The following is a 25,937-nucleotide window of genomic DNA, read 5'->3' on the forward strand; positions in this document are numbered from 1 at the left end:
GTCAAAAATTTGTCAAAAAAAGAAAAGCGATCAAAAAAACCGTTCGACGTATTTCTTGATGACATGCCATAAGCCCGCAAACATGTACAAAAAAAACGAGGATGTTTCTTATCGAAACATCCTCGTTTTAGTGACCCGTACGGGATTCGAACCCGTGTTACCGCCGTGAAAGGGCGGTGTCTTAACCACTTGACCAACGGGCCGTTTTTTGATAGCGGCGGAGGGAATCGAACCCCCGACCTCACGGGTATGAACCGTACGCTCTAGCCAGCTGAGCTACGCCGCCACGCAACAACATCATCTATGATAATGATTAAACATATAATTGTCAATAGTTTTTCTCTATTATCTATCCGCCCCGGCGAAAACGCGCACCAAATAGGATCGCGGCAGCCTGACTGGCTGCCTCATTTGTCCCGCCGCTCATCGCCAGCAGCGCGGACATGGCGCTTTCATCCGAAAAAAGCGGCCAAAAATATAGTTATTGCACAAAATTCCGCTTTCCGTCCAGCGAACTTAGATTTTCGGAAATCCAATCCTCTTTATGTTATTTCTTTTTTCACCAATCGGGAACTTCATTCCAACCATCTTCCGATATAGCCGCCGAAAATAAGAAAAAGCATCTATCATGAAGATAGACGCTTTTTATCCATCGCGACATTCATTCAGCAGCAAGTTACCCACGTCTTGCACCACGACCTCCCCGTTTCGATTCCATATGACGTCTGAGGGAAGCCAGCCGGTCTTCGCTTTCTTTGAGAAAACGGCTGATTTTTTGTTCCAAACTGTCTTTTGCGGCTCGGTCGTTAGCCTTATACCGTGAGCGCTGCGAAGGCTGCGTGTCTTTTGCTTTTTTTATGGATAGACCTATTCTCCCGTCTTTCTCGACATTAATCACTTTGACGTGAACGACATCGCCAACTTTCAGATGATCGTTAATATCCTTCACGTAATTATCCGCTACCTCACTAATATGAACTAGCCCAGTTACACCTTCTGGCAGCTCCACAAACGCTCCGAATTTTGTAATCCCCGTTACTTTGCCTTGTAACTTGCTGCCTACTTCAATTGACATAAAAAAAGTGCTCCTCCTTAAAAACTTCAAAATTATTTCCTTTATTATAACGAACGGAAAAAACAAGTGTCAATAAGGTCAATGCCCAAATTTACCGGCATCATAAGGGGGCGAGTTCTTTTCGGGGACAACAAAAATAATTTCTCCTTCCTTTGACAAATAATATTTTTTCCTTGCCAATTCGGCGATATATTCGTCATCATGCAATTTTTTTATTTCTTCTTCCAGCTGTTTTTGCTGCTTTTCGAGCTTGTCTAACTGCTGTTCCATCCGCTTTTTATCCGCTAATTTTGCTTCAATGTCTTGCGATTGCGAGTGGAGGGTATAAAAAAATATCGAAGATAACGCCGCTAATAAAATGCCAAAAAATGCAAAGCGAACGATAGCGATCTTCCGTCTTTTTGACGCTTTCGTCCTCTTTTCTTCCTGAGCGGATATGTATGAAGATTGCAGCTTTGTTACATTGGTTCTATGCGGTACGTTCATCTTTTCACACCTCCACCCTTATTTTCGCCATTTTAGCACCCATTTGACAATCATATTCTTCACCGGGCGGATAATTCCTGCTAAATAGCGGAAAAAATTTTTCAGCGTCTCTTTCCAATTTTGCGGAATTCTTCGCCAAACCATAAAACCGATCCAGCGGACCGGAGCAAACAATATCTTAACACATTGGTACAAAATGCGAAGAACAAAGAGAAACACATTCCATATAAAAAGCGAAAGCATGAGTAATGTTTGCAAAAGCAGCTGAACCGGCCGAACAATCAAGTAATAGCATAAGCGGATGAAAAAGCGGTACAGCCGCACCGCGAGCGAAATCACCCATTCGAGCACCCTTAAATATATCATACGAAACAAACTTTGATAAGCGGCATATCCGCATAAAACCGCTAAAAAAATGTAAAAGCGCAGCTCGCCTTCATTGACGAGCAGCAAAACGTAAAAAATGATAAGTCCTTGCACAATCCAAAACAAAACGTCATTGATAAACACGACCCAATGCTTGCGGTTCTGCCGCTGTAAAAAGCGATTATACGTATCCAGCGCGGCACCAAGCCAGCTGCCCATCCCAATCATCGCCAGCATTGTCGCCAGCTGCGTTGTCACACTCATTTGAACAACTTGCTAAAGAATCCTTTAGCCTTCTCCTGATGGTCATCTAAATACACAAGGTCAAAAATTCTCCCTTTAATGGAAACGACCCCTTTATCCACGTCTAAGTTTTTCATTTGCAAATTTTGCCCGCGGATCGACAAAAAGCCCATCACTGTTTCCAGCAAAAATTCCTCATTATCAAAGCTTTCCACTTGTTTGACTCCCGTAATGTCAAGAAGCCTTCTCCCCCGCATAATGACATCATGTTCTTGGACAGGACCTTTGTTTGTGTTGCCTCCAAAATCATAATGTTGGCTCATGTTCATCCCCCGCAATTCATATTGAAATCTAGTTTTTCCTATCCGCATTTGTATCATATGTATGAATGCGGGGGAAATTTTAGAACAAGCCTTGCGCACAAACGGAAGCGGGCGCTATTCCTCCGTTCCAGCGTCGATCCGTTCTTCCCGAATCACTTCATATAAATTCGCCGCTTCCTCTTTTTTTGTGGTTTCCTTCAAATCAGTCACTTTCACCGTCAGCTTCTTCTGCCCAAATTGAATCGTTAATTCATCGCCCACTCTCACTGTTGAGCTTGCTTTCGCAACAGCGCCGTTAATCGTAATACGCCCTTGGTCTGCTACTTCTTTCGCTAATGTGCGGCGTTTAATCAGACGAGAAACTTTTAAAAATTTATCTAAACGCATATATGCCCTCTCCTTTACCATCCTTTTTCTTTTGCTTCTTCCCAAAAACGGTCTAACTCTGCAAGCGACAGTGACGTAAGCGCTACGCCGTTTTTCCGCGCCTGTTCTTCGATATAGGAAAAGCGCCGGTAAAATTTTTGGTTCGTTGCATGCAGCGCTTCCTCTGGATTGATGCCGTAATAGCGGGCAACATTGATAAGCGCAAATAAAATATCGCCAAATTCACTAATGAGACGAGAACGAACCGTTTTTTCTCCTAGTGCCTCCCGTTTAAATTCAGCCATTTCTTCTTCTACTTTTTCCCACATTGGCTTGACATCGTCCCAATCGAAACCTACTTTTGCCGCCTTTTTTTGGAATTCGTACGCTTTTAAAATATTTGGCAAACTTTTCGGTACATCATCAAGCAAGGAATCAGCGCGGTCTTGCTTTTCTTTTTCTTTTATCCGCTGCCAATTTTCTACAACCTGTTCTGCATTTTCAACAGTGACGTCACCGAATACATGCGGATGGCGGCGAATCATTTTTTCGGTAATTCCGCGGATGACATCATCAATGGAAAACATTCCTTCATCTTCGCCAATTTGCGCATGAAGCATGACTTGCAAAAGCACGTCGCCAAGTTCCTCAACCATATGTTCATCGTCGTTTTCATCGATCGCTTCAAACAGTTCATATGTTTCTTCAAGCAAATACCGTTTGAGCGATTCATGCGTTTGTTTGCGATCCCACGGGCAGCCGTTCGGCCCCCGCAATGTCGCAATCACACGCCGCAGCGTTTCAAAACGGTGATAAAGCATCGTTTCCTCGCGAACAGGCGGAACATATACGCTTGTTAAATTGTTTAATACCGTGGCACGGTCAAGTTCGTATAATGGAACTTCCATCACTTTCTCCTCTTTGCTTCCCGCCGCCGTTACAATATAGACAGGATAGTCGTCCGGAAGCTGTTCCATTAATGTCAATTTCACTTCAGAGGCAATAAACGAATCATACACTTGGCAAAAAATCGTATGATTTGTTAATTGCCATTCATCCCCTTGAAACGAGGTGGCGTCAATAAGCTGAAACCCTTCGATCGGGTCAATCTTTAACGTCGTAAACAAAGCATCTAAAAAGCTTTGGCCTCCCTCAATGACGACGCGGCATTGCTTGCGCCGTTCCGCTTCCAGCAAAAGCTGCACGGTCTTTTCCGCTACAAGCGGATGGCCGGGAACGGCGTAAAATACATCGTTTTTTTGCGCCTGTTCCAGTAAAATAGCCGCCATTTCTTCGTATACGTCTTCAAACCGTTCATGTTTCTCGTAAATGGCATCAAATGACGTAAAGGAAACTCCCTCCGCTTGCAGGGCATGGACAACCGGATGTTCTTTCGTTCGCAAAAAAAGCGGAGAAGCGGTTTTCAGCTTCCGATACACGCCTAATGGCAATTGTTCAATATCGCCAGCGCCTAAACCGAAAACATAAATCGTATTCATCATCGATCACCTGTTTTCCATAATAAACATAGTTTATCGCCAAATGGGAAAAATGTTAATTCTTGTTGCGAGAATACATTTCCTTTTAGGATTATTATAATATACGTCACACCGCCAAGCAGCACCCCGGCCACCGCTTCACCGGCCGCGAACAGGCGGCCGGAGCCCAACGTTTCCGCAAGCAGCGTGTATAACTGCAACACCGCGACCATCGTTGCAGCTGCTTTTATCACAGGATACCAATACGTTTTCTTCGGAAAGCGGACATGCAGCTTCCGTCGAAGCATGACATACAAAAAACATGACATCGCCGCATAAGACAACGTCGTAGCAGCGGCCGCACCGGCCGTCCCGAATGAAGGGATCAACAGCCAATTACAGACGGCTTTTCCTGCTACTGCTATACACACCCCCGCCACCGCTGTCCATTCCTGTCCCATTCCTTGCAATAGCGCCGAAAGCGTTAACGCCAATGTCGTAAAGAAAATCGAGGCAGCCAAAATTGCCAGTGAAAGTGACCCGAGATCATTTTCAAATAACATCACGTTCACAGGACGGATGAGACATATCAATCCTAATGAAGCGCCTAATCCGATGACGGTGGCGATACGTAACGATAAATCCGTTTTTTCGCGAATAAATTGTCCGTCTTCGCGTTTTTTCGCTCCGGAAATGAGCGGAACAAGCGCGAGCGAAAACGAAGTCGCAACTACTGTGCCAAGCTGGATAAGAGGTTGTCCGCGATCGTAAATCCCCTTCCATATCCTTGCTTGTTCAAAGCTTTCTTTGCCGCTTTCGACAAGCAACGGCAATACCGAAAACGAGTCTACCAATTGCGTGAGCGTTAACACCATATTTGTTACACAAATAATGAATCCTTCGATGAGCAAATAAGAAATAATGCGCTTAGCTTCCCCGCTTTTCCATGTGATATATATTTTTCCCCGATTAGCCCTCCTCAGCCAATACGCAGTCAATAAAAGAAGCGCAGTCAATCCTCCGGCGAGCGAACCAAACACCGCCGCCGCTCCGGCGTCATACACAGTGCGTCCGCCTTTGATAAACAAATACGATAACAAAATAATCGTTATCACGCGAACGAGCTGCTCCCCGACTTGAGAAACAGCAGTCGGGAGCATGTTGTTCTTCCCTTGAAAATAGCCGCGCAACAAAGCGATAAACGGGAATAGCAAAAACGAAAAAGAGAGAAGGCGGACGAGCGGAGCGAGCTCCGCGTCTCCCATCCATATCGCGACTTGTTGCGCACCGATATAAAGAACGGAAAAAAGAAGTAAACCGAACAAACATAAGAACAAAAGCGATGCTAACAAAACGGAAGCCACGCCTTGTTGATCGCGGTCAGCAACACGTTCTGCCACAAGCTTCGAAATGACGATCGGATAGCCGTATAGCGCTAATGACATCACAATGCCGTAAATCGGATACACTTGTTGATAAATATAAAAGCCGACATCCCCAACGATATTCTGATATGGAACGCGATAAAAAGCGCTTAATAGTTTCGTCACAAAAGCAGCAATGGTTAAGATGACCGCACCTTTCCATATCTTTTCTTCCGGCGATCTCATCATGTTTCTCCTTCCGCGCTTATACTGCGACAATAATCGAAAAAATAGGGCACAAACTTATTATTCCGCAAGATGCGGAATTTTCAAGCCCCACGTTGCGACTTTTGCCACTCGCTTTCCGAAGTGTTGCTTATGCCTATCCATACGCCAGTCATTGGCGAAGTTTTCGAATCTTGCAACAAACAACCGCGGCAACACCAACGATGCGACATTGATACGCTAAACGAACAACATTGCTATTATAGCGCAAAAGAAAAAGGCAGCATAGAAAGCTGCCTTTTTCCGCTCATGACATTTTTTCGTTTTACTGTTCCATTTGCCGGGCCAAAAAGCTGGCGGCCGTCTCGACCGCTTTATGTTCCACTTCGCCAAGCACTTTATCTTTTGACAAAATGACAACAGCGCCAATCGGATCGCCATTTGCCACAATTGGCCCAATCGTATACGATTTCCATGTTTCTGAAACTCCGTCGACAAGCTCCGCTTCTCCTTCTTCTGTATGAAGAACAGAGTTTCGCTCTTCCATCGCTTTTTCCACTAAAGGACCGACATTTTTGTTCAAATATTCTTTTTTCGAAACACCGGCAACAGCGATGAAAACATCGCGGTCGCAAATCAACACAGGCTGCCCTAAGCTGTCAAACAACGCATCTGCATATTCTTTCGCGAAATCGCCTAATTCGCTAATTGGCGAATATTTTTTTAAAATGACTTCGCCATCGCGATCAACAAATATTTCGAGCGGATCCCCTTCCCGAATGCGCAACGTTCTTCGGATTTCTTTCGGAATGACAACCCTTCCTAAATCATCAATCCGACGGACAATACCAGTTGCTTTCATCTACAGATACCCTCACTTTCATCTAGGATTTGAAGAATACACCGATGAATCCTTGTTATGGCGAATTCACCATTGCTGTGATTAGTATCCTTCACAATCCAAGTTATATACGTGATGAAAGTGATTTTCACAATTTTAAATAAAATTATCCATTTTTCATTATCGGCGTTTTCGAAACATCAACATCTCATCATGCGATAATCGATTTTTCATCTTTAACGCCGGAAAGCTCTTTTAACGTTTCATATAAAATCATCAGCCATTCTTGCGGTTTCAAGTCTTTAATGTATAAAACAATTTTCAACTTGGAACCGTCCATGCCAAATCCGAATAAACGGCCATATTGCCCGCCGATTTTCGATAAGCGTTGAATTTCTACTTCTTTGGAGGCGTTCTCAGCAAATAAGATGTCGACTTGCTGTTTCTGCTGTTTAATCACTTCTACCCCTGTTTGTTTCGCATACACTTTAATTTCGGCAATTTGGAATAAATAAGCAACTTCATCCGGATATTCGCCAAAGCGGTCAAGCATTTCTTCACGCAACATTTCGACGTCTTCCATCGTCTCCACCGCTTTAAAACGCTTGTACATATCAATTTTTTGCAACCCGTCAGAAATATACGTGTCTGGAATATAAGCATCGACTTCTAAATCTATCGTTATTTCATGCTTTGCTTCTTCTTGTTTGACGCCTTTTCGTTTTTCGATGGCTTCTTTCAGCATTTGCGAATATAAATCAAAGCCGACGGAATCGATAAATCCGTGCTGTTCAGCGCCTAATATATTTCCGGCGCCGCGAATCGACAAGTCGCGCATAGCAATTTTAAACCCTGAGCCAAGTTCGGTAAATTCTTTGATTGCTTGTAAACGTTTCTCAGCAGCTTCATTGAGCACTTTATCTTTTCGGTATGTGAAATATGCGTATGCAACGCGATTAGAACGTCCGACGCGACCGCGCAGCTGATACAATTGCGATAATCCCATGCGATCCGCATCATAGACGATCAGCGTGTTCACATTTGGAATATCAACGCCTGTTTCAATAATCGTCGTTGTGACAAGCACGTCATATTGGCCTTCCAAAAACGCCAGCATCGTTGACTCCAATTCCGTTTCCGACATCCGTCCATGCACATACGTCACGCGCGCTTCCGGGACGAGCTGCGAAATTTCTTCCGCTTTCACATCAATATCTTCAATGTGATTGTATAAGAAAAAGACTTGCCCTTCTCTTGCCAGCTCCCGTTCAATTGCTTCCCGCACCAGTTCAGGGGTATATTCCATCACATATGTTTGCACCGGAAACCGGTTTTCTGGCGGCGTTTCAATAATCGACAGATCGCGCACACCGATCATGGACATATGCAGCGTTCTCGGAATTGGCGTTGCTGTTAACGTCAACACATCAATATTGGCCTTAAGCTGCTTGATTTTTTCCTTATGGGTAACGCCAAACCGCTGTTCTTCGTCGATAATGAGCAGTCCTAAATCTTTAAACTGGACATCTTTCGATAACAGGCGGTGTGTGCCGATGACCATATCAATCGTCCCGTCTTTCAGCCCTTTGATCGTCTCCGCCTGCTGTTTTCTAGTGCGAAAACGGTTTAACAGCCCAACGGTAATTGGAAACCCTTGAAACCTCTCCCGGACCGTTTCATAATGCTGCTGGGCCAAAATCGTCGTCGGTACAAGAAACGCGACTTGTTTTCCATCCATAATCGCTTTAAACGCTGCCCGCAGCGCCACTTCCGTCTTTCCGTAGCCGACGTCGCCGCAAAGAAGACGGTCCATCGGCTTGTCGCTTTCCATATCGCGCTTGATTTCCTCGATCGAACGAAGCTGATCTTCCGTTTCTTGGTACGGAAACGCCGCTTCAAATTCCCGCTGCATTTCTGTATCCGGGGAAAACGCGTATCCTTTGCTTGCCTCCCGTTCCGCATACAGCTTAATCAAATCTTCAGCGATATCTTGGACAGACGATTCTACTTTCTTTTTCACTTTCTTCCATTCAGATCCGCCTAATTTGTAAATCTTTGGCTCTTTTCCTTCAGAGCCTACGTACTTCTGCACTTGATCGATTTGATCCACAGGCACATACAACGTATCGCTGCCTTGATATTGAATATGAATATAGTCTTTATGGACGCCGTTAATTTCTAATGTTTCGATTCCCAAATATTTGCCGATGCCGTGGTTTACATGCACCACATAGTCGCCCACTCGCAACTCCGAATAGCTTTTAATGCGCTCTGCGTTCGACAATTTTTGGCGGCGGATTGGCCGCTTAACCCGCTTTTTAAACAATTCTTCTTCTGTAATCACGGCAAGCTTTTGCATCGGCAGCTCGAATCCTGTGTTTAAATCGCCCTCGATCATTTGATATTTGCCGTGCATCAGCACTGCTTCACGGCTCAGCGGAGCGACATCGATTTCGTAGTCTTCAAGCACCGATTGCAACTTTTTCATCCGTTCTGCATTCGGTGTTAAAAAAACAACAGCGTATTTTGCTTTTTTCCAACGCTCCAGCTCAGACTTAAGCAGCGACATTTGCCCATGGAAGTTTTGCATTTGTTTGCAGGAAATATTCACGATGTTCTCTGGACGTGTATGCGGAACATGGCGAAGAAAGATTGATAAATAAATCCGCTGTTTGCGATGCTTCTGCAATAATTGGAAAAAAGAGTGGGAAATTGGCACATCATGAATAATTTTTCCTTCTGAAAGCAAACTTGTATACCATTCCGCCTCTTCTTTATCAAGACTTTCTGCTGCTTCTTGCAATCTGCTCATTTCGTCCATCAACAATATTCCATTTTCTGGCATGTAGTCTAGCAAACTAGCAGGCTCTTCATAAAAGAGCGCCATATACTTATATTGTTGTTCAATTTCTTGCCCTTGTTTCAACTGTTCAAGCTCTGACGATATGTGTTCAAGCAATAATTGTTTGGCTTTTTCATCTTTTAATTTGTGAAGGCTTTCCGTTAATCCCGCTTCAATCCGCGCAATTCCCCGCTCTAGCATTTCCCCGTAAACAATCATTTCATCGGCGGGCCCAATCGTTATTTGCCGCACTTCATCACGGGAGCGCTGATCATCCGCGGTAAATGTGCGGATCGATTCAATTTCCGTATCAAACAGCTCAATCCGATAAGGTAATTCCGCCGTTAATGGATAAATATCGATAATCCCGCCGCGAACGCTAAATTCCCCAGGGGCTGACACAGTTGCTACACGCTTGTATCCCATTTGGACAAATTGCTTCTTACAATATTCAACATCGATATTTTGCTGGACTTCCAATGTCAATATATTATTTTTCCATAACGACACAGGAGGTAGCAGGCGCCGCAATCCGGCGACAGGACAAATCACAACCCCTTTGTCGCGTTTCGTCCAATAATTCATCACTTCTAAACGCTGCGCCTTTAGTTCTGGGCTGGCGATTGCCAATTCCGTGGCAATCACTTCGTTTACCGGATAGAGGAATACCTCTTCCGTCCCAAGCAATTGAACAAGATCATCATATATTTTTTGCGCTTGAAATAAATTATGCGTTATCACTAAAAGCGGTCTATCGGTTTCCTTATAAAGCGATGAAATGAAAACAGACCGGGCGGAACCAGATAATCCGACAATCAGCTGCTCTTTCAGCCCAGCCTCAATCCCCCCGATAATCGAACGAATATCTTGGTTTTCAGCGAAATAGCGATGCAACGAACGCACCCCTATTCTCCCTCCTCTCAACAAAGCGAATGCAAGCCGTTTTTTATTTTGTGTCACATGCCCGTTCTTCCATGAAAAACGTCAGCTAGTTATATTTTTTAAAAAACACAAAAATGCTTTGGTTACCCAAAGCCTAATGTATAAACTTTTCATACTGATGCAGTTCAGGATTTCTCGCTAACGCCTCTTGGCAATCTTCGCAAATCGTTTTTATGTGAATATCGCCATTTGGCTGGTATGCAATCATCTCCAAACGTTCTTCCTCTGTCAAATGGTGAAATCCCAATTGTTCGCTATAGATCGAAACTCTATCAATCGTGCCTACTTTTGTTCCACAATGCCGACAATAATAATGCAATGCCATGAAACAACCCTCCTAATGGCAGATCTATATCTTATTCTGCACCAATTAGGAGGAAAATATTCACACATTAAATTCATTCATCACTTGCAAAAACGGCTCAGTAACAGCTTTTTCACACGCATCGGCTGAACGTAAAATCGCTTCCATGATCGCCCCGCTTTCTTCTTCGTGGAAGCGGCCCAGCACATAATCGATCACCTTTTCCCCGCTTGCCGGGCGCCCGATGCCGATCCGAATCCGTTTGAATTCTTGCGTTCCTAAATGGTGAATAAGCGACTTAATGCCATTATGCCCGCCGGCGCTTCCTTTCATGCGCAGGCGAATTTTTCCGACAGGGAGATCAAGGTCATCATATATAACAACAACATCATTGATATCAATGCGATAATAATCGATTAACGGTCGGACGCATTCCCCTGATAAATTCATATATGTTAATGGCTTGCATAATATCACTTTTTCGCCAGAAATGATGTGCGAGGCAATCATCCCATTAAATTTTGCTGTTTGAAAAGAAATATTCCAGCGTTTCGCCAGCTCATCGATGACCATAAACCCAACGTTATGCCTCGTTTGTTCATATTCTTTCCCTGGGTTGCCAAGGCCGACAAATAACTTCAACACTCGGTCTCCTCTCTTTGCGTGGATAGTACAAAAGACGTAACCGAAAACGGCTACGTCCGAGTTTATGCGTCTGGAGTCGTTTCTCTTCCTTCTTCTGCCTCAGGGCGACCAGATTCTTGCTGTTCGCCGCTATGAATTTCCTCCTCTTGTTGCGGCGGCAAGATCGTCGCAATCACTTCAGAAGGCTCATGGTTAATTTCGTATTTTCCGTCTGTTTTAACATCTCCTACCGTGATTGTATCGCCGATTTGCAAGTGTGAAATATCAATATCAATCGATGGCGGAATATTCGCTGGCAGTACGCGGATCGACAATTGATGCAGGTTTTGCTGCAATACGCCGCCGTCTTTTACTCCGGCAGCTTCGCCAATGAAACGAATATCCACATCAATATCGACTTCCGTAGACATATCGACCGCTTGAAAATCGACATGAAGAATGTTGCCACGGAGCGAGTCTCTTTGGACATCCCTCAACAATACCGAATATTCCTCATCGTTCAATTTCAATGTAATGAGACTATGCCGTCCGGCTTCGCGGATCGTTTTTTGAAAATCGGAACCATTGACAAAAATCATTTTGTTTTCAACGTTTTTGCCATACAAGATTCCAGGAATATTTCCTTGTAAGCGAATGCGTCGAGTGGTTGAATGTTTTCTATCAGTGCGTTCTTTTGCTTCAAGTACTACTGCCATGTTTCCTCACCTTCCTGAATTAGAATTAGAATCTAATTGATACTTTATCCTAAAACAAGAAGGTCTAAACATGCGTGTACTTTAGTCAAACAATACACTGACAGACTTCATTTCATATACACGTGTAATTGCCTCCGCAATGAGTGGAGCAACTGACAGCTCTACAATTTTATCAATTTTCTTTTCTTCTGGCAATGCAATTGTATTAGTGACAACAAGTTCTTTAATTTTCGAATTTTGAATGCGTTCAATCGCTGGTCCCGACAATACCGGGTGCGTGCAGCACGCATATACTTCTTTCGCGCCGTTTTCGACAAGGGCGTTGGCAGCCAATGTGATCGTTCCAGCTGTATCAATGATATCATCGATTAAAATTGCTGTCTTTCCTTGTACTTGACCGACGATATTCATTACCTCCGCCACATTCGGTTTTGGCCGGCGCTTATCAATAATTGCGATCGGCGCTTTAAGACGGTCAGCAAGCTTGCGCGTCCGCGTCACCCCTCCGTGGTCTGGAGAAACGACAACAATATCATCAAGATTTTTATTTTTAAAATAATCGGCTAAAATCGGAACCCCCATTAAATGATCGATCGGAATGTCAAAAAATCCTTGGATTTGCGGCGCATGCAAATCAAGGGTGATGACGCGGGAAGCCCCTGCCGTTTCTAAAAGGTTTGCCACCAATTTCGCCGTAATCGGCTCGCGGGAGCGCGCTTTCCGGTCTTGGCGGGCATATCCATAGTAAGGCATTACAATATTAATCGTTTTGGCGGAAGCACGTTTTAACGCATCAATCATGATAAGTAATTCCATCAAATGCTCATTCACCGGCACGCTTGTCGATTGAATGACGAAAACATCATCGCCGCGGATGCTTTCTTCAATGTTGATTTGGATTTCGCCATCGCTGAAGCGGGAAACCGAGCATTTTCCTAATTCGATCCCCATCACTTGCGCAATTTCTTCGGCCAGCTTCATATTGGAATTCAATGCAAACAATTTTAAATTATGATGACATTCAGACATGATAAACCTCCATTACGAATTTTTCTTAATAGAAAGGCGATCCACATAATTCTCTTTATTTACTTGCCGAGCGCGGGCAATTGACAGCGCATTTGCGGGAACATCATCCGTAATCGTCGAACCAGCAGCGACATATGCGCCTTTCCCAACCGTCACCGGAGCAATTAAATTCACATTACAGCCGATAAACGCTCCATCTTCAATTTTCGTCATATGTTTATTTTTCCCATCGTAATTTACGGTAATGGATCCGCAGCCAAGGTTGACGTCCGCGCCGATTTCCGCATCGCCGATGTAGCTTAAGTGTGATGCTTTACTTCCTTTGCCAAACACCGACTTTTTCACTTCAACAAAATTACCGATGCGAACTTCATCCGCGATTTTGGACAACGGGCGGATATGGGCAAACGGCCCGATCGTAACATCGTTGCCAATTTCGCTATCGTGCGCGACAGAGTGGCGAATCGTGGTGCCGTTTCCAATCAGACAGTCTTTAATTTCTGAATTTGGCCCGATAATGCAATCTTCGCCAATCACTGTTTTCCCTTCAATAACAGTCCCGGGATAAATCACGGTATCGCGGCCGATTTGCGCCTCTGCCGATATATACGTATGAGCAGGATCAATAATCGTGACCCCGTTCAGCATATGTTTGCGGCAAATCCGCGCGCGCATAATTTTTTCCGCTTCGGCGAGAGCCGCGCGGTCATTCACCCCGATCGTTTCTTCAAAAGATGGGGCTTCGTACGCGGAAATGATGCCGCCATTGGATTTTAAAATTTCAATGACATCCGTTAAATAATATTCCCCTTGCACATTATTGTTCGATACATGTGTAAGCGCTTCAAATAAAGACTTGTTGTCAAAGCAATATGTTCCCGTGTTAATTTCTTTGATGGCGCGTTCCTGTTCGCTTGCATCTTTGTGTTCGACAATTTTTGCGACATTTCCATGAGAATCGCGAACAATGCGGCCATATCCGGCAGGATTATCCGCAATTGCCGTCAAAACCGTCGCTTTTGCCTTTGTCGCAAGATGATGATCAAGCAATGCTTGCATCGTTTCCGCAGTGATTAACGGTGTGTCTCCGCATACAACGAGCGTTACTCCATCTTTTCCGTGCAAATGAGAGGCTGCTTGCATAACTGCGTGCGCTGTTCCCAGTTGTTCCTGCTGGAAAGCATATTCGCTTTGGTCGCCAAGCTGCATTTTTACTTGCTCTGCTCCAAAGCCTACAACGGTAATAAGCTTTTCGATTCCTAGCTGCAAAACTTGGTCCACCACATGCTGGACCATCGGCTTACCGCAAACAGGGTGCAATACTTTGTATTGCTTCGATTTCATCCTTGTTCCCTGTCCGGCCGCCAATATGACCGCATATCGTTTTACCATATAGAAGGCCTCCAATTACCTTTTTATCCATAATTGAATATATCTCAATTAGTAGTGTATTTCAAGGAAACAATTTTTCCAGAAAATATAAAAAGAGCCTGTCCATTGGGAACAGGCTCTTCACCATATTTTATGAAGCACCAGCTTCTTCAAGTTCTTCTTCCAACTTACCTAAACGGTGATACTCAGCCAATATCGCCTCTTGAATTTTTCCGCGCGTCGCCGAGTTAATCGGATGGGCAATATCACGAAATTCTCCATCTGGAGTGCGTTTGCTCGGCATGGCGACAAACAATCCGTTATTGCCATCGATCACGCGGATATCATGGACAACGAATTCGTTATCCAATGTGATAGAGGCAATCGCTTTCATACGTCCTTCGGTATTCACGCGGCGTAATCTTACGTCAGTAACTTCCATTATGTTCACCACCTTTTCCCTATATAAGACTTGATTAATTTATTCCACATGCCGTTATTCATTTCCTTCTTTTTTTGAAAATTTTTTATAAAATAAATCCCGGTTAGAGCGGAATAACATTAGGGAAAAGGCGGGCATCGATTACCGAATGAGCGCGATGACTTCGATTTCCACTAGCGCGTCTTTCGGCAGTCTCGCCACTTCCACGCAAGAACGCGCCGGTTTATGATTGGTAAAGTATTGGCTGTACACTTCATTCATTGCCGCAAAATCATCCATGCTTTTTAAAAATACCGTTGTTTTCACAACCGTATCCAGTGACGCTCCCGCCGCTTCCAGCACCGCCTTTAAATTTTGAAACACCTGATGGGTTTGCGCTTTGATATCCCCTTGCACCATCTCGCCCTCAGGAGTAAGCGGAATTTGCCCAGAGCTGTAAAACATGTTGTTGACGACAATTCCTTGCGAATATGGACCGATCGCTTGCGGCGCGTTATTTGTTTCTACTTTTTCCATTGCATTCCCTCCCCTTTCACGTTTATTTATTCCATAAAGTGAATATAATTTCCTGCTTTTACGGTAATTTGTTTTTCTTTCACATCAACGGAAGACAGCTTTACGAGCGAAATATATTCATCGACAAGCCGCTCTTTCGTTTCTTCAGATTCAACGAGGACGCCGATGCCGGAAAGTTTGGCGTTAAATTCATTTAATAAGTTTATCATGCCGTTTACCGTCCCGCCCGCTTTCATAAAATCATCGATAATTAAAACGTTTGCCCCTTCGGCCAGACTCCGTTTCGCCAACACCATCGTTTGAATTCGTTTAGAAGAACCAGAAACATAGTTAATGCTGACCATCGATCCTTCCGTCACTTTGTTGTCATGGCGGACAATCACGACGGGAACATACAAAAAGTGGGCGACCGCATAAGCGAGGGGAATTCCTTTTGTCGCGATCGTCATGACAACATCTACCGGGCGGTCAGCGAAGATGGATGCATACAGACGGCCGATTTTGTTGACAACGCGAGGGTCGCCAAGAATATCCGTCATATATAAATATCCGCCAGGCAGCAGCCGGTCTGGGCGCGACAGCTGCTCACATAAATATGTAACGATCCCGTCTGCTTCCTGTCTCGACATTTTCGGAATATATTGAACTCCGCCCGCCGCTCCTGGCAGCGTTTTGATCGTTCCGATTCCTTGTTGTTCAAACGTTTGTTTTATAATCGCTAAGTCCTCACTAATCGATGACTTTGCCGATTCATAACGCTCTGCAAAAAACGTAAGCGGTATAAGCTGATGAGGCCGTTCAAGAAGATAATGAGTCATATCGACTAAACGGCCGCTGCGCCTTAATTTCATAGAGGACCTCCTAAAACCGAATATTTTAAGGTAAATATATCAAAAATATACGTGTTTAATCAAGTGAATTTTGTTCACCTAATATCCGGACAGCGAACACTTGATCGCAAAACCCGCGCAGTCCATTATAAATTCGTTGCAGCCTGGAATCATGCTGAACGAGTCCAAACACCGTCGGCCCGCTGCCGCTCATCAATACCGCATCCGCGCCAAACCGCTTCATTTGCTCTTTAATGTGCGCCACTTCCGGATGCATTTTCAATGTCACTTCTTCTAATACGTTTCCGACTAATTGGCAAATAGCCGCATAATCTTGGCGTTCAATCGCCTCCACCATCCCATCCACATCCGGGTGCTGAATCTCGCCAACCTTTAAATTCCGGTATACTTCGGCAGTCGAAACGCCGATCGATGGCTTTGCTAAAATAACCCAGCATGGCGGCGGGGAAGAAATCGGCATAATTTTTTCGCCGCGCCCTGTTGCAACCGCAGTTCCGCCATAAACGCAAAACGGGACGTCAGAACCGATTTGCGCACCTAGCTCCGCCAATTCATCAAGTGTAAGCCCTAAACGCCAAAGCTTGTTTAAGCCGCGGAGCGTCGCTGCAGCATCGCTGCTTCCCCCGGCCAGCCCTGCCGCTACTGGAATATTTTTTGTAATGGAAATCGCCACCCCTTGTTTGATACCAAATGTATCTTTCAATACTTTTGCAGCCTGATACGCCAGATTGCGGTGGTCATCCGGAACGAAGCGGTTTTGCGAAATAATTTGTATCACATCATCGGTCCGCGGAATTAGTTCGATGCGATCCGCCAGATCAATCGTTGTCATTACCATCTTTACTTCATGATATCCGTCAGGCCGTTTATGCAATACGTCCAACGATAAATTGATTTTAGCCGGTGCCTTGACTAATACCTTCAACCATTCCACCTACTTTAATGACTAATGACTTCAAGCTTTCTTGCAAGATCCATTTACCATAATAGCATAAATTGCGTATGCTGCTAACAATCAGAAACGCATAATCACCGATTGGAAACAAATACGGCAAATGATCTCAAACAAAAAGCCGAAGCGATGTTGCTTCGGCTGCCGCGGCTGTTTTTTTATTTTTCGTCGCCTAAGTGCATATTTATCTTTTCAACAGCTGTCGTTCAGCCATTTCGATCGCCAATTTCACCATATTTCCAGCGTCTTTCGCGCGGATCGCTCCCCATCCTTCTTTTTGAACGACATCATAAAAGCCCAATTCCTTTGCTAACTCTTCTTTAAAGCGTTGCGACATAATTCCGCGACGTCGGCCCAATGCTAGCAACCCCTTTCAAACTGCCGCGGCTGTTTTTAGTATGAAAAAAACGCGCACGTTTATGTTGACATATTTATGGCAAAAACAAAAAGCAGCAAACTAACGTCTACTGCCCACCCACCTTCTCGTCATCTAAAAACGTCAATTTTACTGTTTCTGTTAACACATCAGCGTAACTAAATGACACCCGTTCAAATGCATTTTCCTTTTGGTCGAGTTCAATAACAAACACAGATGGATACGTTTCAGCTAAAATTCCGCACCGCTCAATCGTTTTTCTTCGCCCGCCGTTGGCACGCAACGTCAAACGTCTGCCGATGTTAGAATCCAACGTTTTTTTAATATCGGATAAAGTTTTTGGCATCGCTATCCACCTCACTATTTATAAATTATAACAAAGTTTATTTCAAAAATCAAAAATAAAGATTATATCAATGCCTTTTCCTTACTGTCAATGCATATTTTTCTACAAATGTTGCTTCTAATGCATATTATGTCGTTTTTGATGCAAAAATATGTATTAAAAGAAAAAAACCGCCTTGTTACAGGCAGCTCTCAATCGTTCATCGTATCAATCAAACGGAACGGCATCCCCGTGCGCAACACTCCTTTCGTTTCCACCCCTCCAAGTCCCTTTTCTCCGGTCAATGTATTGCGAAGAACATCCCAAACATTCACCGTTTCCATGAAAGGAGTAAAACTTATTCGGGAAACGATATAAACTGGATCAAGCGCATGAATGTTAACGCGCGCCGGGGAACTGGCAAAATTCGCACCAGCGCGAATCAGTGATTCAAAATGGGATTGGCATGCTCCCGCGAAAATGATCAATTGGTCAAGATGCGGAACTTTTTTGCGCGCTTCTTTCACCGTTTGAACAAAATGTTTGGAATGGCGATATGCCTTTAAATCCGTCACTTTTCCTTTCGATTTCGAATAGGAATCATGGCCGGTAATCACTAAAATATCAGGGCGAAATCGCTCAAGAAGCACGCCGACTTTTTCGGGCATTTCACTTTCCTCGCAAAATATGCCGTACACCGGCACGCCAATTCGTTCATACAAATCCAAACACTTCCGCAAATATAAAGGGTCCCCGTCCAAATGAAGGACGCGCCCCGGAATTTGAAAAAAATCTTTTTCCGTCCGGTATCCTCCCGTCGCCCGATACTCTGTTTTTTGTTTTATGGCATGATAATCTTGGCGAAACAGTTTATACGACTGCTCGATCAGCTCTATTTCCTTTTTCTTTCTTTCCTGCTGTTCTCGTTCATCAATAATGACTAAATCGCTGCATGGGGCATCGGCGATAAGTCTCACATTTTCACCATGCAAAATCGCTTCTCTTTCCCCATTTTTTTCTTTCACATCTATGATACGAAACAGTAAATCACAATTATACGACTTCCTTGCAACAATATCGCCGACCTTAACGTCCATCACCATTCACTCCATTGTTAACGAATTGCTTACTAAGTAACATATGCGCATCTGGAAAATAGGTGATAGACGCAGGGGGGCCTGTCCGCATCAACGAAGAAGCAAATTTATATGCACATGACTTCCCTTAACGCGTTGCTGAGCGCGGCAAACTCTTCCATCGTCAATGTCTCTCCGCGGCGGCGCGGGTCAATTCCGTTCTCTGTTAAAATGCGCTCGATTTTTTCTTTTCTCGCTTTTCCGTTCGGCAAGTTGCTGATTAAATTGTTCAAAATCGTTTTCCGGCGTTGCGCGAAACTCGCCCGCACCACTTGAAAGAAAAACGATTCATCGTCTACGTCAACAGGCGGCTGCTTCCGCTTTATTAACCGAATCACAGCAGAATCCACATTCGGCTGTGGAATAAACACCGTTCTTGGAACGGTCATGATCTTCTCCGCTTCCGTGTAATACTGAATCGCAATGGACAGCGAACCGTAATCTTTCGTTCCCGGCTGCGCGGAGATGCGGTCAGCCACTTCTTTTTGCAACATAACGACAATGCCGCGAATCGGCAAGTTATCTGTCAATAGCTTCATAATAATCGGCGTTGTGACGTAATACGGCAAATTCGCTACCACCATAATATCGGCAGCGTCGGTAAATTCTTCGGCGATCACGCGGCGAATATCCGCTTTTAAAACATCTTGATGGATAATGCGGACGTTTTCATACGGCGATAACGTATCCTCCAAAATCGGCAAAAGCCGCTGATCAATTTCAAACGCGACGACCTTCTTTGCGCGGCGCGCCAGCTGTTCCGTCAACGCCCCGATTCCGGGACCGATTTCAATCGCCCCCGTTTCGCGCGAAAGTCCGGCAACATCGACAATTTTCCGCAAAATATTAGTGTCAATCAAAAAATTTTGTCCTAAACTTTTTTTGAATGAAAAACCGTACTTTTCCAAAATTTCTCGCGTACGTCCCGGCGTAGCAATATCTTTATTTGTATTCATCGTTTGCTTCCTCCTGCAGCACTTGCTCTAATGCGGCGTAAAACGCTTCTTTAGAGATTTGAAATATTTGCAACCGCTTATAAAGCTGTTTTCCGTTTGTATACCCTATTTTTAAAATTTCCCCTAAATGTTGGCGCCGCTTTTTCGCTAATTGTCCGCCGATTAAACCGGCAGCGACGAGTTCATCAAATGTAATCTCTTCATTCCACTCAGTTGTTTCCTCGTACACGTTTTTCAACGCTTGGCGGATATCTTCCACAGACGCATGCTCTACGCCAATTCCTTTCCCATTTTTCGCAATGGCCGCTTTCCTTGGCAAAAAAGCATGCTTGCAGCCTGGAACGCGCTCTGTAATCGTTTTGCGAATTTTTTCACCCGGAAAATCAGGATCTGTAAAAATAATTACTCCCCGTTTTTCTTTTGCTAACTTAATTTGCTCAATGATCTCTTCGCTGATTGCCGACCCGTTTGTTTCAATCGTATCTGCATCAACGGCGCGCTGAATGGCCACCGTATCGTCTTTACCTTCCACAACGATAATTTCTTTAATTTTCATCATTAGTACGCAGAAATCGTCTACTCATTCCACAAGGAATAAGCCTTTTTTCCTATTTCTGCGCTGCCCCCTTTCCAGTAAAATAATGTTGAAAGGTTTTCACCTCTATTTCTTTCAAAATGACTGAAACTTTTTTTGGCTTTTTTCGTCTAAATAAGTAGAAAAATCTTTCTTCATTATAACGAAAAAGCAGAGGGTAAAAAACCCTCCGCATTCTTTCCTTTTATTGAATAATTTTCACTTTTACGCGTTTTTTGCCCCAACGAAACGCGTCCGATTTTTTCGGGAAAAACACGTCAATTTTATAACCATTAATGCTCGATCCTGTGTCTCCAGCAATGGCATATCCATACCCTTCAACGTACACTTTGGATCCGATCGGTATAATTCTCGGGTCAACCGCAATCACTTTCGCAGAAGGGTTTGCGCGCAAATCAATTCCTGTGCTCGTTGTTCCCGAGCAGCCTTCACAATAAGCGGTGTAAGCGGTGGCAGTAACATAAAATTCTTTTGTTGCATGCCTTTGACCGCGCGACGCTATTTGAACAGAGCGCGCATGAGTGGATCGTGTTCCGATTGCAACAATGCGATTTTTGCTTGCTTTCATCAATTTTGTTTCTATAAGTTTTCGCGATACTTCTTTTCCGTTTTCCAGCACTACTTCATACCTTTTCAACGCTTTTCCTTTTTCACCCGGACTGATCACACGCTGTTCTCCTTTTGGCAATTGCGCATCTCGGCGAGTGACGACTGCAAAATCAATTGGTTCTTCCACTACATCGGTGACTTTTTGAACTTTCACCACTTTTACAATCATGCCTTCTTTTACTTTCTCTTGTAAAGATGGTTCAACACGGTCGAGTTCGCCTAATTTCACGTTTTGTTGTTTTAAAAAGTCAGCGACAGTAGTAGAAGTTGCCCATACTTGTTTTTGTTTGCCGCCAACATTTAATTGGACTGGAAATGCTTTTTCCACATTCACTTCCATTCCTTTTTTGATCTCTGCATTTGGCGACGGGGCAATTTTGTCATGCTTTCCGAGGGTAATATGTTGCGAGTTTAACAGCTCGCCAACGTTTTTTGCAGTCGTCCATATTTCTTGTTTTTTCCCATCCACTATCAACGTTACTTTCTTGCTCGCTTCCCAAACAATGTTTAAATCATCTGTAATTGGCGTATCTAGCGATGGATAGACGTGATCTTCTTTTCTTGGCTTAATGTTTTGCTCCTGTAATACTTCTTTTACCGTCTTAGCGTGAGTGCGAATCTCTTGTTTTTTTCCATTCACCGTCAGCGTCACGTCATCCTTCGCTATTTCATATCCGGCAAGTCCCGTTGTCGCCGAAAAGGCTATGAAACTACTAGCGGTAACCGTGAAGTTTTTCCTCAATGAATCAGAAATTCTCTTCATATTGGGTAATATCATGCAAAACGCCTCCTTCTTGCGCGAATATTCCCCTCTCTCTAAACGTGTACGTGTAAACACACTCTATTATGCAAGAAAAATCACTGAAAAAGAAAGGAAGACTTGTCGACATGTTTTATCCTATGTCATGTTCCAAATTTGTAGAACTTTTTTGTTTCATGACGTTTAGACAAGTCTCCTCATCGATGGACAAATGATTTTAGCGATGGATGCCGAATAATTTTTTCGCATTCTTTGTTGTCGCTTTTGCCACTTCTTCAAAAGAAATGCCTTTTATCTCGGCGATCGCCTCCGCTACGTACTTGACGTAGCTCGGCTCGTTTCGTTTCCCGCGGAAAGGGTGAGGCGTTAAATACGGGCAATCTGTTTCAATTAACAAATGTTCTAATGGAATTTGCGCCGCTACTTCCTTCGGCTTTTTCGCGTTTTTAAATGTCACTGGACCGCCGAGGGAAATCAAAAAGTTCATCTCGATACATTGTTTCGCTACTTCCACGCTTCCACTGAAACAATGCATAATCCCACCGACTTCAGCAGCGTTTTCCTCTTTTAAAATCCGCAAAATATCCGCTGTAGCCTCACGATTATGGATAATGATCGGCAGTTTCACTTTTTTCGCTAAAGCGATTTGCCGGCGAAATACCTCATGCTGTATTTCCTTTGGCGATTTATCCCAATAATAATCCAAGCCCATTTCTCCTAACGCCACTACTTTCGGATGGGCAGCCAGCTCTGCGATCATATCCAAATCCTCGTCCGTCATATCGATCGCATCAACGGGATGCCAGCCGACGGAAGCATAAATAAAATCATATTGCTCCGCTAGTTCCACCGCCCGTGCAATCGTAGGACGGTCAAAACCAACGACAACAATATGAGAAACTCCTTCACCAAGAGCGCGATCAATCACTTCTTGTAAATCATCGTTATATTGGACGGCATTTAAATGTGCATGCGTGTCAAAAAGCATAGCGGCAACCCCTTTTCTACCTTGGTGTTAAGTGTAACATAGAAATCCATTACATATATCACAAATCGTTAACATTTCCATTACAAAACGACAACAAAGAGGTGTCGTGCATTGATCAACACCACACCTCCTATGTTCGCCAATTATTTTATTTTTGTCCCGTTTGGAATCGTTTTATCAACAGTAGCGACGGAAAGCGTGCCATTTTCTTCCCCAGCGAGAATCATGCCTTGAGACAATTCGCCACGCAATTTCACCGGTTTTAAATTCGTGACGCAGATGACCTTTTTGCCAACGAGTTCTTCTGGCTTATAAAATTGGGCAATTCCGGATACGACTTGGCGTTTTTCATAGCCAAGATCTAGCTGGAGCTTTAACAATTTATCGGCGTTTTTCACCGGTTCCGCGTGCACCACTTCGGCAACGCGCAAATCGACTTTCGCAAAATCATCAATCGTGATCTCATCCGCTTTTGGCGCTTGCGGCTCCGCTGCCTGCTTTTTCGGCGCACTGCCTTGCATATGCGCTTTAATATATTCCACTTCTTTTTCAATGTCTAGCCGTGGAAACAGCGGCTCGCCTTTTGCCACTTTTGTTCCTTCTTTGATGAGGCCGAATTCGTACAAGCTGTCCCATTGCTTTAATGATTCATCCACAATGCCAAGCTGCGCGAAAATTTTGTCCGGCGTGCGCGTTAAAAACGGCTGTAACAAAATCGCAACATGGCGAAGCGATTCCGCTAAATGGGTCATTACTGACGCAAGCTGTTCTTTTTGGCTTTCCTCTTTCGCAAGCACCCAAGGCTGCGTTTCATCAATATATTTGTTCGTTCGGTTAATCAGCTGCCATACTGTCGCAAGCGCAACGGAAAATTCCATTTTCTCCATCGCTTCTTCGTACTGTTTCACCGTTTCTTTCGCTGTTTCGACAAGATCGTTGTCAAATGGCGTTTTTGCCCCGCGATATGTCGGAATCACGCCGTCAAAATATTTTTCAATCATCGCTACCGTGCGGTGCAACAAGTTTCCTAAATCGTTGGCTAAATCGTAGTTAATACGCTCAACAAACCCTTCCGGAGTGAACACGCCATCGGAGCCAAACGGAACTTCGCGAAGCAAATAATAGCGCAGCGCGTCCAATCCGTAACGATCGATTAACGTGACCGGATCGACGACGTTTCCTTTCGATTTCGACATTTTGCCGTCTTTCATTAATAGCCAGCCATGCGCGAACACTTTTTTCGGCAACGGCAAATCGAGCGCCATTAACATAATCGGCCAATAAATCGTATGGAAGCGGACAATTTCCTTCCCGACTAAATGAACGTCCGCCGGCCAGTATTTGCGAAACTTCTCATCGTCATCTGTGCCGTATCCCAACGCCGTAATATAGTTTGTGAGCGCATCAATCCATACATAAATGACGTGTTTCGGATCACCCGGAACTTTTATGCCCCAGTCAAACGTTGTACGAGAAACCGCTAAATCCTCAAGCCCCGGTTTAATAAAGTTGTTAATCATTTCGTTTTTGCGCGACTCCGGCTGAATGAACTCCGGATTTTCCTCATAGTATTGCAAAAGCCGGTCGACATATTTGCTCATTTTAAAGAAATACGATTCTTCTTTTACCTTTTCGACCGGGCGGCCGCAGTCCGGGCAATTTCCGTCAACAAGCTGCCGCTCTGTATAAAACGATTCACACGGTGTACAATACCATCCTTCGTATTCTCCCAAATAAATATCTCCTTGTTCGACAAGACGCGCAAAAATTTTCTCCACTACCTTTTTATGGCGGTCTTGTGTCGTGCGAATAAAGTCATCATAAGAAATATCAAGCTTTTTCCATAACTCTTGGATGCCTGCGACAATTTCGTCGACATATTGTTGCGGAGTTACTCCTTTTTCTTCTGCTTTTCGCTGAATTTTTTGCCCATGTTCGTCCGTGCCGGTCAAATACATGACATCATAACCGCGCAAACGTTTATAACGTGCCATCGCGTCTCCTGCTACGGTCGTATACGCGTGGCCAATATGCAAGTTCCCGCTCGGATAATAAATCGGTGTTGTAAGGTAAAACGTTTTTTTCTCCATCCTCATACCTCCCTATTCTGTTAGAACAAAAGCCCCCGCCCGGCGGACGAGAGCGACGTTACTTTTATTTTACATAATTTTTTTCATTCTACAAAAACATCTATTTACCTATACGAAAAAAAATATACTTACAGAAGTGATGTTCGTAAAAATGGATGTTTCCCATCGCCATTTCCTCTCTTTTAGACAATTTTTCTCAAACGTTTCGGTTCATAAGGAATCTATTTCCTGTTTTTCTTTGAACACTTTTTATCAAACTCCCTCATTGACTTTTTTTAAAATAATGATATACAATTTTTTTTAATTTTACATATAAAAGGATTGACGTATAATGGAAACACTGATATGATTAGGGTGTAGGAAATTTGTCGAATATTGACGAATAAATCCTATCAAAATAAAAAACTATTTTACGGAGAGGAGAGCGTTCCATGAAATCAACAGGTATCGTCCGCAAAGTTGATGAGTTAGGCCGTGTCGTCATTCCGATTGAATTGCGCCGCACGTTAGACATTGCTGAAAAAGACGCATTGGAAATCTATGTTGACGATGATCGGATCATTTTGAAAAAATATAAACCAAATATGACCTGTGTCGTCACTGGCGAAGTTTCTGATGACAACTTCAAATTAGCCGGCGGTAAAATTATTTTAAGCCGCGAAGGTGCAGAAATTTTGTTAAAAGAAATTCAAGAACATCTGCAACAATCATCTAACAACGATAACAACAAATAAGAGTTTCTCTAG

General features: G+C 43.9%; 27 protein-coding genes and 2 tRNA genes. 1 reads left to right on the forward strand and 28 read right to left on the reverse strand.

Annotated elements, in window-relative coordinates:
- Positions 1 to 131 precede the first annotated feature (131 nt).
- The 28 genes from AOT13_RS02735 to metG all read right to left on the reverse strand — a co-directional run bounded on the left by AOT13_RS02735 (position 132) and on the right by metG (position 25,191).
- A tRNA-Glu gene (locus AOT13_RS02735) sits at positions 132 to 203 on the reverse strand.
- A gap of 9 nt (positions 204 to 212) precedes the next feature.
- Positions 213 to 286, reverse strand: a tRNA-Met gene (locus tag AOT13_RS02740).
- Positions 287 to 676: 390 nt separating this feature from the next.
- Positions 677 to 1,075, reverse strand: coding sequence for a S1 domain-containing RNA-binding protein (locus tag AOT13_RS02745; RefSeq protein WP_003247463.1), 399 nt, complete (start codon positions 1,073 to 1,075; stop codon positions 677 to 679).
- Positions 1,076 to 1,153: 78 nt separating this feature from the next.
- On the reverse strand, positions 1,154 to 1,561 hold the full coding sequence (locus tag AOT13_RS02750) for an FtsB family cell division protein (RefSeq protein WP_013399813.1): 408 nt from the start codon (positions 1,559 to 1,561) through the stop codon (positions 1,154 to 1,156).
- Between the two features lie 18 nt (positions 1,562 to 1,579).
- On the reverse strand, positions 1,580 to 2,191 hold the full coding sequence (gene yabQ / locus AOT13_RS02755) for a spore cortex biosynthesis protein YabQ (RefSeq protein WP_013876098.1): 612 nt from the start codon (positions 2,189 to 2,191) through the stop codon (positions 1,580 to 1,582).
- Positions 2,188 to 2,493, reverse strand: coding sequence for a sporulation protein YabP (gene yabP / locus AOT13_RS02760; protein WP_003247459.1), 306 nt, complete (start codon positions 2,491 to 2,493; stop codon positions 2,188 to 2,190). Before yabP ends, yabQ begins: the two co-directional genes overlap by 4 nt.
- A gap of 114 nt (positions 2,494 to 2,607) precedes the next feature.
- Complete coding sequence (locus AOT13_RS02765; RefSeq protein WP_003247457.1) at positions 2,608 to 2,880, reverse strand: RNA-binding S4 domain-containing protein; 273 nt, start codon at positions 2,878 to 2,880, stop codon at positions 2,608 to 2,610.
- 14 nt (positions 2,881 to 2,894) lie between these two features.
- Positions 2,895 to 4,358 carry a bifunctional methyltransferase/pyrophosphohydrolase YabN gene (gene yabN / locus AOT13_RS02770; protein WP_003247455.1) on the reverse strand — a complete coding sequence of 488 codons (1,464 nt, stop codon included), beginning with the start codon at positions 4,356 to 4,358 and terminating at the stop codon, positions 2,895 to 2,897.
- Complete coding sequence (locus AOT13_RS02775; RefSeq protein ID WP_003247453.1) at positions 4,358 to 5,947, reverse strand: putative polysaccharide biosynthesis protein; 1,590 nt, start codon at positions 5,945 to 5,947, stop codon at positions 4,358 to 4,360. The genes yabN and AOT13_RS02775 overlap by 1 nt, the downstream gene beginning before the upstream one ends.
- Positions 5,948 to 6,251: 304 nt before the next feature.
- Positions 6,252 to 6,788, reverse strand: coding sequence for a stage V sporulation protein T (gene spoVT / locus AOT13_RS02780; protein ID WP_003247451.1), 537 nt, complete (start codon positions 6,786 to 6,788; stop codon positions 6,252 to 6,254).
- A 190-nt stretch (positions 6,789 to 6,978) separates the two neighbouring features.
- Entirely contained in the window at positions 6,979 to 10,512 is a 3,534-nt protein-coding gene (gene mfd, locus AOT13_RS02785; protein WP_042385708.1) for a transcription-repair coupling factor, read from the reverse strand.
- 133 nt (positions 10,513 to 10,645) lie between these two features.
- Complete coding sequence (gene fin / locus AOT13_RS02790) at positions 10,646 to 10,876, reverse strand: anti-sigma-F factor Fin (RefSeq protein WP_003247447.1); 231 nt, start codon at positions 10,874 to 10,876, stop codon at positions 10,646 to 10,648.
- Between the two features lie 60 nt (positions 10,877 to 10,936).
- Positions 10,937 to 11,497: an aminoacyl-tRNA hydrolase gene (gene pth, locus AOT13_RS02795; protein ID WP_003247445.1), complete on the reverse strand. Its 561-nt coding sequence runs from the start codon at positions 11,495 to 11,497 to the stop codon at positions 10,937 to 10,939.
- Between the two features lie 65 nt (positions 11,498 to 11,562).
- A complete protein-coding gene (locus AOT13_RS02800; RefSeq protein ID WP_003247443.1) occupies positions 11,563 to 12,195 on the reverse strand; it encodes a 50S ribosomal protein L25/general stress protein Ctc in 633 nt (210 codons plus the stop codon).
- A gap of 81 nt (positions 12,196 to 12,276) precedes the next feature.
- Positions 12,277 to 13,224 carry a ribose-phosphate diphosphokinase gene (locus AOT13_RS02805; protein WP_003247441.1) on the reverse strand — a complete coding sequence of 316 codons (948 nt, stop codon included), beginning with the start codon at positions 13,222 to 13,224 and terminating at the stop codon, positions 12,277 to 12,279.
- Positions 13,225 to 13,236: 12 nt separating this feature from the next.
- A complete protein-coding gene (gene glmU, locus AOT13_RS02810; protein WP_003247439.1) occupies positions 13,237 to 14,616 on the reverse strand; it encodes a bifunctional UDP-N-acetylglucosamine diphosphorylase/glucosamine-1-phosphate N-acetyltransferase GlmU in 1,380 nt (459 codons plus the stop codon).
- Positions 14,617 to 14,746: 130 nt separating this feature from the next.
- Positions 14,747 to 15,037, reverse strand: coding sequence for a septation regulator SpoVG (gene spoVG / locus AOT13_RS02815; RefSeq protein ID WP_003247437.1), 291 nt, complete (start codon positions 15,035 to 15,037; stop codon positions 14,747 to 14,749).
- 141 nt (positions 15,038 to 15,178) lie between these two features.
- Positions 15,179 to 15,553, reverse strand: a complete 375-nt coding sequence (locus AOT13_RS02820; protein ID WP_003247412.1) for a RidA family protein — start codon at positions 15,551 to 15,553, stop codon at positions 15,179 to 15,181.
- A 26-nt stretch (positions 15,554 to 15,579) separates the two neighbouring features.
- Complete coding sequence (purR, locus tag AOT13_RS02825; protein ID WP_003247409.1) at positions 15,580 to 16,404, reverse strand: pur operon repressor; 825 nt, start codon at positions 16,402 to 16,404, stop codon at positions 15,580 to 15,582.
- A 55-nt stretch (positions 16,405 to 16,459) separates the two neighbouring features.
- Positions 16,460 to 17,329 carry a 4-(cytidine 5'-diphospho)-2-C-methyl-D-erythritol kinase gene (gene ispE / locus AOT13_RS02830; RefSeq protein ID WP_003247408.1) on the reverse strand — a complete coding sequence of 290 codons (870 nt, stop codon included), beginning with the start codon at positions 17,327 to 17,329 and terminating at the stop codon, positions 16,460 to 16,462.
- A gap of 211 nt (positions 17,330 to 17,540) precedes the next feature.
- Positions 17,541 to 17,714, reverse strand: a complete 174-nt coding sequence (locus AOT13_RS02835) for a small, acid-soluble spore protein, alpha/beta type (RefSeq protein ID WP_013876094.1) — start codon at positions 17,712 to 17,714, stop codon at positions 17,541 to 17,543.
- A 106-nt stretch (positions 17,715 to 17,820) separates the two neighbouring features.
- On the reverse strand, positions 17,821 to 18,078 hold the full coding sequence (veg, locus tag AOT13_RS02840; protein WP_003247406.1) for a biofilm formation stimulator Veg: 258 nt from the start codon (positions 18,076 to 18,078) through the stop codon (positions 17,821 to 17,823).
- A 191-nt stretch (positions 18,079 to 18,269) separates the two neighbouring features.
- Positions 18,270 to 19,154: a sporulation peptidase YabG gene (gene yabG / locus AOT13_RS02845; RefSeq protein WP_042385711.1), complete on the reverse strand. Its 885-nt coding sequence runs from the start codon at positions 19,152 to 19,154 to the stop codon at positions 18,270 to 18,272.
- Between the two features lie 107 nt (positions 19,155 to 19,261).
- Complete coding sequence (gene rsmA / locus AOT13_RS02850; RefSeq protein WP_042385713.1) at positions 19,262 to 20,149, reverse strand: 16S rRNA (adenine(1518)-N(6)/adenine(1519)-N(6))-dimethyltransferase RsmA; 888 nt, start codon at positions 20,147 to 20,149, stop codon at positions 19,262 to 19,264.
- Positions 20,136 to 20,705, reverse strand: coding sequence for a ribonuclease M5 (gene rnmV / locus AOT13_RS02855; protein ID WP_042385734.1), 570 nt, complete (start codon positions 20,703 to 20,705; stop codon positions 20,136 to 20,138). The genes rsmA and rnmV overlap by 14 nt, the downstream gene beginning before the upstream one ends.
- Before the next feature lie 223 nt (positions 20,706 to 20,928).
- Positions 20,929 to 22,131: a G5 and 3D domain-containing protein gene (locus AOT13_RS02860; protein WP_042385715.1), complete on the reverse strand. Its 1,203-nt coding sequence runs from the start codon at positions 22,129 to 22,131 to the stop codon at positions 20,929 to 20,931.
- A 199-nt stretch (positions 22,132 to 22,330) separates the two neighbouring features.
- The gene (locus AOT13_RS02865; protein ID WP_042385716.1) at positions 22,331 to 23,101 is read right to left on the reverse strand and encodes a TatD family hydrolase; all 771 of its coding nucleotides are present in this window, start codon (positions 23,099 to 23,101) and stop codon (positions 22,331 to 22,333) included.
- Between the two features lie 143 nt (positions 23,102 to 23,244).
- A complete protein-coding gene (metG, locus tag AOT13_RS02870; RefSeq protein WP_003247397.1) occupies positions 23,245 to 25,191 on the reverse strand; it encodes a methionine--tRNA ligase in 1,947 nt (648 codons plus the stop codon).
- A gap of 431 nt (positions 25,192 to 25,622) precedes the next feature.
- Here metG and abrB point away from each other — a divergent pair, with 431 nt between their 5' ends.
- Positions 25,623 to 25,925 carry a transition state genes transcriptional regulator AbrB gene (abrB, locus tag AOT13_RS02875; protein WP_003247396.1) on the forward strand — a complete coding sequence of 101 codons (303 nt, stop codon included), beginning with the start codon at positions 25,623 to 25,625 and terminating at the stop codon, positions 25,923 to 25,925.
- Positions 25,926 to 25,937 lie beyond the last annotated feature (12 nt).

Source organism: Parageobacillus thermoglucosidasius (assembly GCF_001295365.1).
Taxonomy (GTDB): Bacteria; Bacillota; Bacilli; order Bacillales; family Anoxybacillaceae; genus Parageobacillus; species Parageobacillus thermoglucosidasius.

What these genes read in the sequence shown, in the direction of transcription:
- yabN (WP_003247455.1), bottom strand. Translation starts at nt 4,358, where the DNA reads ATGAATACGATTTATGTTTTCGGTTTAGGCGCTGGCGATATTGAACAA.
- AOT13_RS02800 (WP_003247443.1), bottom strand. Translation starts at nt 12,195, where the DNA reads ATGGCAGTAGTACTTGAAGCAAAAGAACGCACTGATAGAAAACATTCA.
- AOT13_RS02750 (WP_013399813.1), bottom strand. Translation starts at nt 1,561, where the DNA reads ATGAACGTACCGCATAGAACCAATGTAACAAAGCTGCAATCTTCATAC.
- AOT13_RS02765 (WP_003247457.1), bottom strand. Translation starts at nt 2,880, where the DNA reads ATGCGTTTAGATAAATTTTTAAAAGTTTCTCGTCTGATTAAACGCCGC.
- fin (WP_003247447.1), bottom strand. Translation starts at nt 10,876, where the DNA reads ATGGCATTGCATTATTATTGTCGGCATTGTGGAACAAAAGTAGGCACG.
- glmU (WP_003247439.1), bottom strand. Translation starts at nt 14,616, where the DNA reads ATGGTAAAACGATATGCGGTCATATTGGCGGCCGGACAGGGAACAAGG.
- purR (WP_003247409.1), bottom strand. Translation starts at nt 16,404, where the DNA reads ATGAAATTAAGGCGCAGCGGCCGTTTAGTCGATATGACTCATTATCTT.
- spoVG (WP_003247437.1), bottom strand. Translation starts at nt 15,037, where the DNA reads ATGGAAGTTACTGACGTAAGATTACGCCGCGTGAATACCGAAGGACGT.
- AOT13_RS02775 (WP_003247453.1), bottom strand. Translation starts at nt 5,947, where the DNA reads ATGAGATCGCCGGAAGAAAAGATATGGAAAGGTGCGGTCATCTTAACC.
- spoVT (WP_003247451.1), bottom strand. Translation starts at nt 6,788, where the DNA reads ATGAAAGCAACTGGTATTGTCCGTCGGATTGATGATTTAGGAAGGGTT.
- AOT13_RS02860 (WP_042385715.1), bottom strand. Translation starts at nt 22,131, where the DNA reads ATGATATTACCCAATATGAAGAGAATTTCTGATTCATTGAGGAAAAAC.
- metG (WP_003247397.1), bottom strand. Translation starts at nt 25,191, where the DNA reads ATGGAGAAAAAAACGTTTTACCTTACAACACCGATTTATTATCCGAGC.
- yabP (WP_003247459.1), bottom strand. Translation starts at nt 2,493, where the DNA reads ATGAGCCAACATTATGATTTTGGAGGCAACACAAACAAAGGTCCTGTC.
- AOT13_RS02820 (WP_003247412.1), bottom strand. Translation starts at nt 15,553, where the DNA reads ATGGAAAAAGTAGAAACAAATAACGCGCCGCAAGCGATCGGTCCATAT.
- abrB (WP_003247396.1), top strand. Translation starts at nt 25,623, where the DNA reads ATGAAATCAACAGGTATCGTCCGCAAAGTTGATGAGTTAGGCCGTGTC.
- yabQ (WP_013876098.1), bottom strand. Translation starts at nt 2,191, where the DNA reads ATGAGTGTGACAACGCAGCTGGCGACAATGCTGGCGATGATTGGGATG.
- rnmV (WP_042385734.1), bottom strand. Translation starts at nt 20,705, where the DNA reads ATGAAAATTAAAGAAATTATCGTTGTGGAAGGTAAAGACGATACGGTG.
- veg (WP_003247406.1), bottom strand. Translation starts at nt 18,078, where the DNA reads ATGCCAAAAACTTTATCCGATATTAAAAAAACGTTGGATTCTAACATC.
- AOT13_RS02745 (WP_003247463.1), bottom strand. Translation starts at nt 1,075, where the DNA reads ATGTCAATTGAAGTAGGCAGCAAGTTACAAGGCAAAGTAACGGGGATT.
- AOT13_RS02805 (WP_003247441.1), bottom strand. Translation starts at nt 13,224, where the DNA reads ATGTCTGAATGTCATCATAATTTAAAATTGTTTGCATTGAATTCCAAT.
- rsmA (WP_042385713.1), bottom strand. Translation starts at nt 20,149, where the DNA reads ATGAATACAAATAAAGATATTGCTACGCCGGGACGTACGCGAGAAATT.
- yabG (WP_042385711.1), bottom strand. Translation starts at nt 19,154, where the DNA reads ATGGACGTTAAGGTCGGCGATATTGTTGCAAGGAAGTCGTATAATTGT.
- AOT13_RS02865 (WP_042385716.1), bottom strand. Translation starts at nt 23,101, where the DNA reads ATGCTTTTTGACACGCATGCACATTTAAATGCCGTCCAATATAACGAT.